This is a genomic window from Microbacterium forte (assembly GCF_031885415.1).
Classification (GTDB): Bacteria; Actinomycetota; Actinomycetes; order Actinomycetales; family Microbacteriaceae; genus Microbacterium; species Microbacterium forte.
Genome location: NZ_CP116871.1, coordinates 39166 through 52103 on the forward strand (window position 1 = coordinate 39166; position 12938 = coordinate 52103).

Here is a 12938-nt window from a genome sequence, read left to right on the forward strand (position 1 = left end):
CATCCTCGAAGATATGTACTAATAAAGCAACTGGAGTAGATGACGATAGTTCGAACCTCCGACATCGGCAGGGGAGGTTATCCACACGCCGTCCTCGCAGGCATCCGCCTTCTCCTAGCCTTCCCGCATGGATCTCCGCACCGTGGCCGTCGTGACCGTCCATCTGATGCTGTTCGTGGTCGCCTGCATACTCGTCACCATCGACATCCGCACACATCGACTGCCGAACCGGATCGTGCTCCCCACCCTCGCGGCGCTCATCCTCCTCGGGGTCGCCGACGCCATCACCTCCGGTGAGAGCGCGGCGATGGTCAGAGCAGCATTCGGCATGCTGATCCTCGGCGGCTTCTATGCGGCGCTCCGTCTGCTCAGCCGCGAGGGAATGGGCGGAGGAGACGTCAAGCTCGCCGCCGTCATCGGCCTTATCCTCGGTTGGCACAGCTGGCAGGCGCTCGCCGTGGGAGCAGCATCCGCCTTCGTCCTCGGTGCTCTGTTCTCCCTGTCGCTGATGATGCTCCGCAGGGCGGACGGCTCGACGCGCATCGCCTTCGGGCCGTGGATGATCCTCGGCGCGATCCTCGGCATCCTCGTGCAGTGAGGCGTCTTGCAGCGTGTCGGCGCTAGGGTGAGCACATGGCACTTGCGCGACTTCACGGCGGCCCGCTCGACGGGCAGATCATTCCTCTCGGCGATGCGGACGACAAGCTGATCGTCCCCTACAGCGAGACCCAGGTGGTGTACAACCGGCGCGGTGACGCGCAGAACACCGGCGACACCGACGGTCCCACCGAGATCGACTACTGGTACGACGAATCCCTCGAGGACATCAGCCCGTCGGATGACTGAGCACCACACCGCTCCGCAGTCCGGCCTCGAACCCTCCAGGGTCGTCGAGGTCGAGCGCAAGTACGACGTCGACGACGCCACCCCTCTTCCGGAGTGGGTGGGGGTTCCGGGAGTGGATGCCGTGTCGTCGGGCGAGGTGCGCGAACTCGACGCACGCTACTTCGACACCGCGGATGCCGGACTCTCCCGCTCAGGGGTGGCTCTTCGTCGTCGCACCGGCGGACCCGATGCCGGTTGGCATATCAAGGGACCGCGTGAGGGCGACGGCCGTCTGGAGATCGGCTGGCCGCTGGGTGACGACGACAGGATCCCCGAGGCGATGACCGAGACCATCTCTCGATGGGCGACGGGCCCGCTGACGCCCCTCGCCCGGATCGAGAACACCCGAACGGCCTATCTGCTCACCGGAACCGCCGGAGTGGTCGCCGAGTTCGTCGACGATCACGTTCGCGCGACCGATCTCCGACACGACGTGCAGCGTGAATGGCGCGAGTGGGAATTCGAGCTCGGCCCCGCTGCGCCCGCCGACCCGGCGGGGAGAGCGGCCCTGTTCGAGGCCGTCGAGAGGGTGATCTTCGCCGCCGGGGGTCGCGATGCGTCATCCGGCTCCAAGCTCGCCCGTGCTCTGGGTTTCTGACTCACGGCGCAAGCCCCTTCCGCGTGTGAGCGGGGCCATGCTTGAGTGGCAGACATGACCCGCTCCGCCGTACTCCGCTCGCTGCGGACGATCGTTCCAGACACCGTCATCGAGCAGCACGAGGTGCGCGACATCTTCGCCTCGCAGCCCGACGTCGGGCGCCTCGCGCAGAGGATCATCGGAGCATCCTTCAACGGATCGGGCATCGACACCCGTCACACGGTCATCGAAGAGCTCTCCTCCACGGCGAGCACCGACGCGACGCTCTTCTTCGATCGGGAGTCCGGCCTTCTGCAGTCTCCGGGAACGGCCGCACGCAACGACGTCTACATACGCGAGGCGTCTCGTCTCTTCGTCGAGGTGGCTCGCAGCGCGCTGGACGCAGACCCCGACATCGTCGCCGCCGACGTCACGCACGTCATCACCGCATCGTGCACGGGCTTCCATGCGCCGGGCCCGGAATACGAGATCGTGCGGGGGCTGGGTCTCTCAGACAGCGTGCAGCGCTATCACCTCGGATTCATGGGCTGCTACGCCTCGCTGCCTGCGCTCCGAGCGGCGAGCCAGTTCTGCGCGGCCGATCCCGATGCCGTGGTGCTCGTGGTCAGCGTCGAGCTGTGCACCGTGCACCTTCGCTCGTCGGAGGACCCGGATCTCATCGTGGCCAACTCCCTCTTCGCGGACGGGGCGGCCGCCGGCATCGTCACAGCGCGCGATCTCCCGACACCGGTTCCTGCCGTCCGCCTCGACGGCTTCCACACGGCCATCGCCGCCGAGGGCGAGAAGGACATGGCCTGGACGATCGGCGACCACGGCTTCGAGATGATCCTGTCGACCAAGGTGCCGCAGATCATCGGCGAGACCATCATCGGCGCCATCCGTCCGCTCTACGCCCGCGAGGGCGAGCTCGCGGCCGCGTTCGACGAGGGGAGGGTGGGGGAGCGCGTGGAGCACTGGGCGATCCACCCCGGCGGACGCAGCATCCTCGACCGCGTGCAGGAGCGACTGCAGCTGAGCGACGCGCAGCTGCACCCGGCTCGGGAGACGCTGCGCGAGAACGGCAACATGTCGAGTGCAACGGTGCTCTTCGTGATCAAGCGGATCCTCGATGACGGCGCCGCCGACGGGTCGCGGGTCGCGGCGATGGCCTTCGGACCGGGGTTGACGGCCGAGAGCGCATTGATGACGGTCACCACCGGCGTCTCGTGAGACACGACCTCTCGATGCGCGCCACCGAGGTGCGCGAGCTCATGGACGATCCGGATGCGGACATCGGGATGCTGGAACAGACCTACAGACGCTTCCGGCTCGTGAACGCGCTCGTCTCACGGCCGGGGCTGCTCTATCGTCGCGAGATCCGGCCGCGCGCCCGCCGTGGTCCCATCCGCATCCTGGACATCGGCGCGGGCGGCGGAGACGTGTGCCGGATGATCGCGGCGCGGTTGCGGCGAGCAGGTCTCGAAGCCGAGATCACGGCGCTCGACGCCGACGAGCGGGCGATTCGCTGGGCTGCCGATAACGACCACGGCGCCGGCATCCGATATCGCTGCGCCTTCGCCGCAGACCTCGTGGCGGAGGGAGAGCAGTACGACGTGGTCTTCTCGAATCACGTGCTGCACCACCTCACCGCGACAGAGCTCGACGGCCTGCTGCGCGACTCCGAGGCGCTCGTCGGCGGCGGTGGCGTCGTGGTGCACCGGGACATCGCCCGCACCCGATTCGCCTATGCCCTGTACGATGCCGCGACCTGGGTCCTCTCGGGAACGCTCTTCCGCGGCTCGTTCATCCGGGAGGACGGCCTCATCAGCATCCGCCGCTCGTACGCGCGGAGAGAGCTCGCCTCTCTCGTGCCCTCAGGGTGGGCTGTGCGCTTCGGCCTCCCCTCACGGCTGGAGTTGAGCTGGAAGGCCGCAGCAGCGTCATAGACGCACGAAGGCCCGACACGCGTGAGCGTGCCGGGCCTTCGACGATCTGATCTTCGGATCAGAAGTTGATCATGTGACCCGCGAGGCCGTGGAAGCCCTCCTGCAGCGCCTCCGACAGCGTCGGGTGGGTGTGCACGTTGCGGGCCAGCTCGAGAGCCGTGAGGTCCCACTTCTGGGCCAGCGTCAGCTCGGGCAGGAGCTCGGAGACGTCGGGGCCGATCATGTGGGCGCCGATGAGCTCGAGGTGCTCGGCGTCGGCGATGAGCTTCACGAAGCCGACGGGCTCGCCGAGTCCGTGCGCCTTGCCGTTCGCCATGAACGGGAACGTCGCGACCTTGATCTCGCGTCCTTCGTCCTTGGCCTGCTGCTCGGTGAGGCCGAACGAGGCGACCTGCGGCGAGCAGAACGTCGCGCGGGGCATCATGCGGTAGTCGCCGAGCGTCTGAGTCTCCGCGCCGCCGATGGTCTCGGCCGCGACGACACCCTGCGCCTCGGCCACGTGGGCGAGCTGCAGCTTGGCGGTGACGTCGCCGATCGCGTAGATGCCCTCGACGTTCGTGCGCATGTGGTCGTCGATGTCGATCGCGCCGCGCTCGGTGAGCTTGACGCCGGTGGCCTCGAGGCCGAAGCCCTCGATGTTGGGGGCGAAGCCGACCGACATGAGCACCTTGTCGGCTTCGATCGAGCTCTGCTGGCCGTCCTTGCCGGTGTACGACACGGTGACGGACGAGCCGTTGTCGACGACGGACTCGACCTTGGTGGAGGTAAGGATGTCGACGCCGTAGTTCTTGTACTGCTTCGCGATCTCCTTCGACACATCGGCGTCCTCGTTGGGAAGCGCGCGGTCGAGGAACTCGATGATCGTGACCTTGACGCCGTAGTTGGTCATCACGTACGCGAATTCCATGCCGATAGCGCCGGCTCCGACGATGACGATCGACTTCGGGAGCTCGCGGCTGAGGATCTGCTCCTCGTAGGTCACGACGTTGTCGCTGAGCTGGACGCCCGGGAGCAGACGAACCTTCGAGCCGGTCGCGATGATCGCGTTGTCGAAGGTGACCTCTTCGGTCGAGCCGTCGGCCTTGGCGACCGAGATCGCCTTCGGGCCGGTGAAGGTGCCGCGACCGTCGTACTCGGTCACCTTGTTCTTCTTCATCAGGAAGTGGATGCCCTTGACGCGGCCGTCGGCGACGACACGGCTGCGGTCGAACGCCTTGCCGTAGTCGATCGTGAACTCACCCGAGATGCCGAAGAAGTCGGCCTTGTGGTTGAGCGTGTGCGCGAGCTCCGCGTTCTTCAGGAGAGCCTTGGAGGGGATGCAGCCCACGTTGAGGCAGACACCACCCCAGTACTTCTCTTCGATGATGGCGGTGGACAGACCGAGCTGCGCGCTGCGAACCGCAGCGACGTATCCGCCAGGACCTGCACCGAGGATGACGACATCGTAATGTGGCATGCCTTAAGCCTATCGCTCCGAGGGAAGGTCGGAATCGGTCGAAGCCGGGTCGCGGCGCCCGCGGACCACGAGCCAGACGACGATGCCGAGGATCACGAGCACTCCGACGATCGCGAGCACCCAGATCAGCGTCGTGGAGGCGGATGAGTCGTCGCTCTCGGGGGCGGGAGTGACGTCGGTGCCGGGGCCCGCGGTCGCGACCGGAGCGGGAGCGGCCGTGGCCGTCTCCGTGGGCTCGGCGCTCGGCTCTGCGGTCGGGGCGGTCTCGGTGCTGTTCGCGACCGTGAAGTCGAACTCTCCCGAGGTCGGGTGGCCGTCGCTCGAGACGACCTTCCAGATCACGTGATAGGCACCCGCAGGGGCCTCCGTGGCGAGCTGCTGCGTCACGATCGCACCCTCGACGGTGGCAGCGCCCTCGGTGACCGAGTTGCCGGAGGGGTCCGTCACGACCACCTCGGTCGCGCCGGTCTCATCGATGAGCTTCGCGCTGAAGGTGAGCGTCAACTCGGCGGGGAGCGTGTCGACCGTGCTGTCGGCCTCGGGGGATGACGCGAGCAGACTGTCGTGGGCCGAGGCGGAGAGAGGCGCGAACAGCACGAGGAACGCGGTCAGAAGGGCGGCGGCGAGTGCGACCGGAGCTGCAGGGAGGCGGCGGGCTGTGGTTTTCACATCCTCAGCCTATGAAGTGTCCGTATGCGATGCCTGAGTGTGAAGCGAGCTCCCGCGAGCGGCATCGGATCAGTTAGTCTGGAGGACTAGGAGGGCATAGTGACAGACAGCCAGAATCGATCGGGCGGAGACGCCGCGATCCACCGTCCCGGCGAGCAGAGGCACGACGTGACGCAGACGTTCGGGCACGACTCGGACCTCTCCTTCGTGCCTTTCGGCGTGGAGCTCACCGACGTGGAGCAGGGCGCCATCGCAGCGCTTCCCTCCGGTTCCGCACTGCTTCTGGTGCGCTCCGGAGCTCTCGCGGGGGCCCGCTACCTGCTCGACACCGATGTGACGACCATTGGTCGCCACCCCGAAGCCGACATCTTCTTCGATGACGTAACCGTCTCGCGCCGCCATGCAGAGGTGACTCGCAACGGCTCGACGTTCGAGATCATCGACCAGCGCTCGCTCAACGGAACCTACGTCAACGGCGAGCGTGTCGATCGCAGCGCTCTGGTCGACGGCACCGAGCTTCGTGTCGGCAAGTTCCGATTGAACTTCTTCGCCTCTCCCGTCGATCGCGTCGCGGCGATCGACTGATGGCGGCTTCTCCCGCCCGCGAACGCTCTGCGTCCGCGGGCCTTCTGAGCATCGGTCAGGTGCTTGCTCGGCTCACACCAGAGTTTCCGGAGCTCACCTCCAGCAAGCTCCGCTTCCTGGAGGTGCAGGGGATCGTCAGCCCGTCGCGCACGGAGTCGGGCTACCGCAAGTTCTCGCAGGCCGATATCGAGCGACTGCGCCTCGGCCTCACGCTGCAGCGTGACCACTACCTCCCTCTCAGCATCATCCGAGAGCAGCTCGACGACGCTGAGGCGAACGGCGACTCAGCCGCCCTCGCTCCGCCGCCGTCGATCACGCCGACGCCTCGTCGCTACCGCCGCAGCGAGCTCCTGTCGGCAGCCGGTGCCGGCCCGCAGCTCCTCAACGATGCGATCAGCACCGGTGTCATCGTGGCGCAGGAGAGCTACCCCGAGTCGACCGTCACGCTGCTGCGCGGTTTGGTCGCGCTCGACCGCCATGGCATCGAGCCGCGCCACCTGCGGTCGCTGCGTCAGGGCGCCGAGCGCGAGGTCGCGCTGATCGAGTCCGCCATGTCGTCTCTGCTCCGTCGCACGGACGCCGCATCACGGGCGAAGGCGAGCGACATGGCGCCCAACCTCGCCGCGAAGATCGACGAAGTGCGCTCGCTCTTCGTCAAGGACGCACTCACCAGGTTGCTTTCGTAACGAACTGATTGCGACACACCTTCGGTGTCCCACGGATGTCATTGCCGGTGCCGGAGGGCTGCTCTAGCGTGGAGGTAACAGCTCCAGGGAGGATTTCAGATGAATGCGGATGAGCGTGCAGGCGACCCGCGGTTCGTGCCAGAACTCCTCTTCACCGACGGCCTGCCGGCCATGGACGACGAGGTCGGCTACCGCGGTGCGGTGGCGGCGCGTGCAGCAGGTATCACCTACCGTCAGCTGGACTACTGGGCACGCACCGAGCTCGTAGAGCCCACGGTGCGAGGCGCCAGCGGGTCAGGCTCGCAGCGCCTCTACGGCTTCCGCGACATCCTCGTGCTCAAGCTGGTGAAGAGCCTGCTCGACACCGGTATCTCCCTGCAGCAGATCCGCACCGCGGTCGAGGAGCTCCGCCGCGCGGGCATCCGCGATCTCGCGGGCACGACCCTCATGAGCGACGGTGCGTCCGTCTACCTCTGCACGTCGAACGACGAGGTCATCGACCTGGTCAGCCGCGGTCAGGGCGTGTTCGGCATCGCCGTGGGCAAGGTGCTTCGCGAGGTCGAGTCGACCCTCGTCGAATTCGACGCGACATCACCCGACCCGGTCGACGAGCTGTCGGCGCGTCGCACCAAGCGCTCCGCCTGAGCATCCGCGGCTCCGAGCCGCGCCCCACACGAAGAAACGGCCACCCTCGCGAGAGGATGGCCGTTCTGCTGTCTGCGGTGGATCAGGCCTGCGGGCCGGAATCCGCGACCTGGATGCGCCCGGTGCGGATGATCCGATCGAGCAGCTGGTCGAAGTCGGCAGCGAGTTCCTGGGCCGAGTCGCCGGGCCAGATGTGCAGCGGCTTGGCCGCACCCTGGGCCTGCTGCAGCGACGTGCGCTCCGGAAGCTGCGGAGAGAGCACGAGGGGGCCGAACATGTCGCGCAGTTCCTTGATGCGGAACTGGTGCTCGATCGACTGGGGCCGCACGCGGTTGACGACGATGCCCAGCGGCTGGAGACGAGGGGAGAGGCCCCGACGGATCTCCTCGATCGCGCGCAGCGCGCGATCGGCCGCGGCGACGGAGAAGAGGCCGGGCTCGGTGACGACCATCACGCGGTCGCTCGCCGCCCAGGCTGTGCGGGTGAGGGCGTTCAGCGACGGGGCACAGTCGACGAGGACCAGGTCGTAGTCGGCTTCGACGGAGGCCAGCGCCTCTTCGAGCTTCCACACGTCACGCACGCTCGGGTGCGGTCCGTCGAAGTTGATCGCTGACGGGCTGCCGATCAGCACGTCGATGGTTCCGGGGTGCACCTTCGCCCAGCCGCTGGAGGTGATCGCCTGACGGACGACCTTCTCCTTCGGGTTGGCCAGGACATCGGCGATGTTGAGCCGACCGGCCACCTGGATGTCCATTCCGGTGGACACATCGGACTGAGGGTCGAGGTCGACGACGAGCGTTCGGACACCACGGGCGAAGGCCGCTGAGGCCAGGCCGAGGGTCACTGTCGTCTTGCCGACGCCTCCCTTGAGAGAGCTGACGCTGAGTACGTGCACGAACACCACGTTACCTTCCCCTAGGCTGGGTGCACACTCAGCCCCGCCCCATGCGCGCCGATTAGAAGTGCGCATCGAGCTTCCAGAGGTGTGCATGTTCCAGAAGATCCTTGTGGCGAACCGCGGCGAGATCGCGATCCGTGCCTTCCGTGCGGCATTCGAGGTCGGGGCGAGAACAGTCGCCGTCTTCCCGCATGAGGACCGCGGCTCCGTCCACCGGCTCAAGGCGGACGAGGCCTACGAGATCGGCGAGCGGGGTCATCCCGTCCGCGCATACCTGAACGTCGACGAGATCATCCGCGTCGCGAAGGATGCCGGAGCGGACGCGATCTACCCCGGCTACGGCTTCCTGTCCGAGAATCCCGAACTGGCCGAGAAGGCTGCCGCAAACGGCATCGTCTTCATCGGCCCGCCCTCGAAGGTGCTCGAGATGGCAGGCAACAAGGTCGAGGCCAAGCGCCACGCGATCGAGGCCGGGGTTCCCGTGCTCCGCTCGACCGAGGCCTCCGATGACGTCGACGCGCTCGTGGCCCAGGCATCGGACATCGGCTTCCCGCTGTTCGCCAAGGCCGTCGCCGGCGGTGGCGGTCGTGGCATGCGCCGGGTCGAGTCTGCGGCGGAGCTCGCGCCGGCACTGGCCGAGGCGATGCGCGAAGCGGAGAGCGCCTTCGGCGACCCGCGGATGTTCCTGGAGCAGGCCGTCATCCGTCCCCGGCACATCGAGGTGCAGATCCTCGCGGACAAGACCGGCGAGACCGTCCACCTCTTCGAACGCGACTGCTCGGTGCAGCGACGTCATCAGAAGGTCGTCGAGATCGCCCCGGCCCCGAATCTCGACGATGGCATCCGCACCGCGCTGCACGGGTACGCGGTCGCGTTCGCGCGATCCATCGGATACGAGAACGCGGGAACGGTCGAGTTCCTGCTCGAGACCGCGGGGGAGCGCACCGGCGAGGTCGTCTTCATCGAGATGAACCCGCGGATCCAGGTCGAGCACACCGTCACCGAAGAGGTGACCGACGTCGATCTCGTGCAGAGCCAGATGCGCATCGCCGCAGGCCAGACCCTCGCCGAACTCGGACTCGAACAGCACAATCTGCAGGTGCGCGGAGCGGCGCTGCAGTGCCGCATCACCACGGAGGACCCGACTCAGGGGTTCCGGCCCGACACGGGCAAGATCACCACCTACCGCTCCCCGGGAGGTGCGGGCATCCGCCTCGACGGCGGCACCGTGCATCAGGGTGCGCAGATCAGCCCGCACTTCGACTCGATGCTCGCCAAGCTGACCTGCCGTGGGCGGGACTACCCGGCGGCGGTCGCACGCGCTCGGCGGGCGCTGGCGGAGTTCCGCATTCGCGGCGTCTCGACCAACATCCCGTTCCTGCAGGCCCTGCTTGAGGATGAGGCGTTCATCGCCGGCGACGTGAGCACGTCGTTCATCGACGAGCGCCCGGATCTTCTCCGTGGCCGCGAGTCGAAGGACCGCGGCACTCGGATCCTGAACTGGCTGGTCGACGTCACGGTCAACAAGCCCCACGGGGTCCACCCGGGTTCGCTGGACCCGGCTGCCAAGCTCCCGGCCGTCGACCTCGACTCGACCCCGGTGGCCGGTTCACGACAGCGTCTGCTCGAGCTGGGCCCGGAAGGCTTCGCCCAGAGCCTGCGCGCGCAGAGCGCTCTCGCGATCACCGACACGACCTTCCGCGATGCGCACCAGTCGCTGCTCGCGACGCGCGTGCGCACGAAGGATCTCGTCGCAGCCGCACCGCACATCGCCCGGTTGACGCCTGAGCTGCTCTCGGTCGAGGCCTGGGGAGGGGCGACGTACGACGTCGCACTGCGCTTCCTCGGGGAAGACCCCTGGGAGCGTCTCGACAAGCTGCGGGCGGCGCTTCCCAACGTCGCGATCCAGATGCTTCTGCGTGGACGCAACACCGTGGGCTACACGCCCTACCCGACGGCCGTCACCGAGGCGTTCGTGCGGGAGGCAGCGGCAAGCGGCGTCGACATCTTCAGGATCTTCGATGCGCTCAACGACGTCGAGCAGATGCGACCGGCGATCGAGGCTGTTCGCAACACGGGCACCGCGGTCGCCGAGGTGGCGCTCTGCTACACCGGTGACCTTCTGAACCCGGCCGAGGATCTCTACACGCTCGACTACTACCTGAACCTCGCGGCCCAGATCGTCGATGCGGGGGCGCACATCATCGCGATCAAGGACATGGCGGGACTGCTGCGCCCCGCGGCGGCCGCGAAGCTCGTCGCGGCGCTCCGCGAGCGCTTCGACCTGCCCGTGCACCTGCACACGCACGACACCCCCGGCGGCCAGCTCGCCACACTGCTCGCGGCGAGCGACGCAGGGGTGGATGCGGTCGACGCGGCATCCGCTCCGCTCTCCGGCACGACCAGCCAGCCTTCTCTCTCATCGCTCGTCGCTGCGCTCGCGCATACGGATCGCGACAGCGGCATCTCCCTCGACAGCGTCTCGGATCTCGAGCCGTACTGGGAGGCGGTCCGCCGGATGTACGCGCCGTTCGAGTCCGGACTTCCCGGCCCCACCGGGCGGGTCTACCACCACGAGATCCCGGGCGGTCAGCTGTCGAACCTCCGTCAGCAGGCGAAGGCGCTCGGGCTCGCAGACGACTTCGAGCTGATCGAGGACATGTACGCTGCGGCCGATCGAATCCTCGGTCGTGTTCCGAAGGTGACGCCGTCGTCGAAGGTCGTCGGCGATCTTGCTCTGCACCTGGCCGCGGTCAAGGCCGATCCTGCTGACTTCGAGGCGAACCCCGAGAAGTACGACGTGCCCGACTCCGTCGTCGGTTTCATGGCGGGCGAGCTCGGCGACCTGCCGGGCGGATGGCCGGAGCCCTTCCGCACGAAGGTGCTGGCAGGGCGTGCCGTGCGCATCGGCATGACGGAGATCTCCGCCGACGACGAGGCAGCGTTGGCGGGCGACAGCGCGACCCGTCGTGCGCGGCTGAACACGCTGCTGTTTCCTGCACCCATGCGCGAGTTCACTGAGAGACGGGAACTGTTCGGTGATCTCTCGGTGCTCGACACCGCGGACTACCTCTACGGTCTCGTGCAAGGCCAGGAGCACGTCGTCGAGATCGATCGCGGCGTCCAGCTGTACGTGGGTCTCGAAGCCATCGGAGATGCAGACGACAAGGGCATGCGCACCGTCATGACGACCCTCAACGGTCAGCTGCGGCCCGTGTTCGTGCGCGACAGATCGGTGGCGGTCGACGTCCACGAGATCGAGAAGGCCGACACATCGGTGCCCGGTCAGGTGGCCGCGCCGTTCTCGGGAGTCGTGACCCTGAAAGCGGACGTCGGTGACTCGGTGCGCGCCGGTGAACCGGTCGCATCCATCGAAGCCATGAAGATGGAAGCGGCCATCACCGCCCCCGTCGACGGCGTCGTGGAGAGACTCGCGATCGGCGCGACGCAGCAGGTCGAAGCCGGAGATCTTTTGGTCGTCATCCGCCCGGCGCACTAATCTTGTGCGGGCGAGGCCGCGTTCGACGCAACGCACCCGAGGCCCGCACAAGCTTGGAGTGACACAGTGACCCCGAAGAACGTGGCAGACAACCCGGACGACGAGTCCAGAGGGGTGCTGGACGACGCTACGTCTCTGGATACCTCGGCCATCGGCATACTCGGCAACACGGCGCAGGTGAGCGTCGTGCTCCCGAAGGACGACGATGACGACCTGGAGGACGATGGCGTCGTCGAGGGCGAGGTCGTCGCCGACCTGATCATCGACGAGCCGGTCGCCGCGGCGAAGGCCGCTGCAGAGATCTCACCGGCACCGCTCGGCGCTGCTCCGATGATCATCGAGCTGCCGCCGGAGCCTGTTGCGGACGAGGATCGGACCGGGGCGACCGAACCCGAGTCCGACGCGGTTCAGGAGCCCGAGCCTGAGCCTGAGCCCGAATTCCAGCGGGAGCCGGAGCCGGAGTCGGAGCCTGACTTCGAGTCGGAGCCGGAGCCTGACTTCGAGGCGGAGCCTGAGGCCGACCTCGACTCCGAGCTCGAGCCGGATCTGGAAGCCGAACCGGATCTGGAAGCCGAGCCCGAACCGGAAGCATCCTCCGAGCCCGAGCTCGCGATGGAGCCGGAGCCGGCCCTCGAGGCAGAAGCGTCTTCCGAGCCCGACCTCGTGATCGAGTCTGAGCCGGAAGCATCCTCCGAGCCTGACCTCGCGATGGAGCCGGAGCCGGCGCCCGAGGCGGAAGCGTTCTCCGAGCCCGACCTCGCGATTGAGCCTGAGCCTGAGCCTGAGCCTGAGCCTGAGCCTGAGCCTGAGCCTGAGCCTGAGCCTGAGCCTGAGCCGGCGCCGGAGCCGGAGCCGGAGCCGGAGCCGGAGCCTGAGCCTGAACCGGAACCTGAACCGGCGCGCACCCGCGAACGTGCTCCGAGGACGGCACCCGTGACAGCCGTCGGCGCCACCGCTTCCGCTGCCACCGCTTCGGCAGCGCCCGGTGACGCGGTCGCCGCGGAGGCCGCCGCGGCCGCGGCGTTCATCGCCAGGGCGAAAGCCGATATCGACGCCGCGCCCAGCTCACGGAGATCGTCGGCAGCAGCATCA

Annotated in this window: 12 protein-coding genes; 9 read left to right on the plus strand and 3 right to left on the minus strand. The window is 67.6% G+C overall.

The features are described from left to right. Window positions 1-127: 127 nt before the first annotated feature. From OB895_RS00195 to OB895_RS00215, 5 genes are read left to right on the plus strand one after another with little or no spacing between them, the layout of a single operon-like run. Complete coding sequence (locus OB895_RS00195) at window positions 128-598, plus strand: prepilin peptidase (RefSeq protein ID WP_079113100.1); 471 nt, start codon at window positions 128-130, stop codon at window positions 596-598. A gap of 35 nt (window positions 599-633) precedes the next feature. After that, window positions 634-846 (plus strand): hypothetical protein, encoded by a 213-nt coding sequence (locus OB895_RS00200; RefSeq protein ID WP_042538484.1) that lies wholly within the window; start codon window positions 634-636, stop codon window positions 844-846. Further along, the gene (locus tag OB895_RS00205; RefSeq protein WP_079113099.1) at window positions 839-1483 is read left to right on the plus strand and encodes a CYTH domain-containing protein; all 645 of its coding nucleotides are present in this window, start codon (window positions 839-841) and stop codon (window positions 1481-1483) included. Before OB895_RS00200 ends, OB895_RS00205 begins: the two co-directional genes overlap by 8 nt. Before the next feature lie 54 nt (window positions 1484-1537). Then, window positions 1538-2692 carry a type III polyketide synthase gene (locus tag OB895_RS00210; protein WP_042538479.1) on the plus strand — a complete coding sequence of 385 codons (1155 nt, stop codon included), beginning with the start codon at window positions 1538-1540 and terminating at the stop codon, window positions 2690-2692. Continuing rightward, the gene (locus OB895_RS00215) at window positions 2689-3408 is read left to right on the plus strand and encodes a methyltransferase domain-containing protein (RefSeq protein WP_079113098.1); all 720 of its coding nucleotides are present in this window, start codon (window positions 2689-2691) and stop codon (window positions 3406-3408) included. Before OB895_RS00210 ends, OB895_RS00215 begins: the two co-directional genes overlap by 4 nt. A 58-nt stretch (window positions 3409-3466) precedes the next feature. On the opposite strand, the gene lpdA is transcribed toward OB895_RS00215, so the two are convergent. Continuing rightward, entirely contained in the window at window positions 3467-4864 is a 1398-nt protein-coding gene (lpdA, locus tag OB895_RS00220; RefSeq protein WP_042538477.1) for a dihydrolipoyl dehydrogenase, read from the minus strand. A gap of 9 nt (window positions 4865-4873) precedes the next feature. Further along, entirely contained in the window at window positions 4874-5533 is a 660-nt protein-coding gene (locus OB895_RS00225) for a copper resistance CopC family protein (protein WP_079113097.1), read from the minus strand. Between the two features lie 99 nt (window positions 5534-5632). Here OB895_RS00225 and OB895_RS00230 point away from each other — a divergent pair, with 99 nt between their 5' ends. The 3 genes from OB895_RS00230 (at window position 5633) to OB895_RS00240 (ending at window position 7449) form a co-directional block, all read left to right on the plus strand. Beyond that, window positions 5633-6118: an FHA domain-containing protein gene (locus OB895_RS00230; protein WP_153302217.1), complete on the plus strand. Its 486-nt coding sequence runs from the start codon at window positions 5633-5635 to the stop codon at window positions 6116-6118. After that, window positions 6118-6804 carry a transcriptional regulator FtsR gene (gene ftsR / locus OB895_RS00235; RefSeq protein WP_042538473.1) on the plus strand — a complete coding sequence of 229 codons (687 nt, stop codon included), beginning with the start codon at window positions 6118-6120 and terminating at the stop codon, window positions 6802-6804. Before OB895_RS00230 ends, ftsR begins: the two co-directional genes overlap by 1 nt. 99 nt (window positions 6805-6903) lie before the next feature. Further along, the gene (locus tag OB895_RS00240) at window positions 6904-7449 is read left to right on the plus strand and encodes a MerR family transcriptional regulator (RefSeq protein ID WP_079113096.1); all 546 of its coding nucleotides are present in this window, start codon (window positions 6904-6906) and stop codon (window positions 7447-7449) included. Window positions 7450-7531: 82 nt separating this feature from the next. On the opposite strand, the gene OB895_RS00245 is transcribed toward OB895_RS00240, so the two are convergent. Further along, window positions 7532-8344, minus strand: a complete 813-nt coding sequence (locus tag OB895_RS00245) for a ParA family protein (protein ID WP_042538598.1) — start codon at window positions 8342-8344, stop codon at window positions 7532-7534. Window positions 8345-8438: 94 nt separating this feature from the next. On the opposite strand from OB895_RS00245, the gene OB895_RS00250 reads away from it, so the two are divergent. Further along, the gene (locus tag OB895_RS00250; protein ID WP_079114004.1) at window positions 8439-11846 is read left to right on the plus strand and encodes a pyruvate carboxylase; all 3408 of its coding nucleotides are present in this window, start codon (window positions 8439-8441) and stop codon (window positions 11844-11846) included. The last annotated feature ends 1092 nt before the right edge of the window (window positions 11847-12938 follow it).

Excerpts from the sequence above, each read along its gene's own strand:
- OB895_RS00195 (WP_079113100.1), top strand. The coding sequence starts at position 128 with ATGGATCTCCGCACCGTGGCCGTCGTGACCGTCCATCTGATGCTGTTC.
- OB895_RS00250 (WP_079114004.1), top strand. The coding sequence starts at position 8,439 with ATGTTCCAGAAGATCCTTGTGGCGAACCGCGGCGAGATCGCGATCCGT.
- OB895_RS00200 (WP_042538484.1), top strand. The coding sequence starts at position 634 with ATGGCACTTGCGCGACTTCACGGCGGCCCGCTCGACGGGCAGATCATT.
- lpdA (WP_042538477.1), bottom strand. The coding sequence starts at position 4,864 with ATGCCACATTACGATGTCGTCATCCTCGGTGCAGGTCCTGGCGGATAC.
- OB895_RS00240 (WP_079113096.1), top strand. The coding sequence starts at position 6,904 with ATGAATGCGGATGAGCGTGCAGGCGACCCGCGGTTCGTGCCAGAACTC.
- OB895_RS00205 (WP_079113099.1), top strand. The coding sequence starts at position 839 with ATGACTGAGCACCACACCGCTCCGCAGTCCGGCCTCGAACCCTCCAGG.
- OB895_RS00210 (WP_042538479.1), top strand. The coding sequence starts at position 1,538 with ATGACCCGCTCCGCCGTACTCCGCTCGCTGCGGACGATCGTTCCAGAC.
- ftsR (WP_042538473.1), top strand. The coding sequence starts at position 6,118 with ATGGCGGCTTCTCCCGCCCGCGAACGCTCTGCGTCCGCGGGCCTTCTG.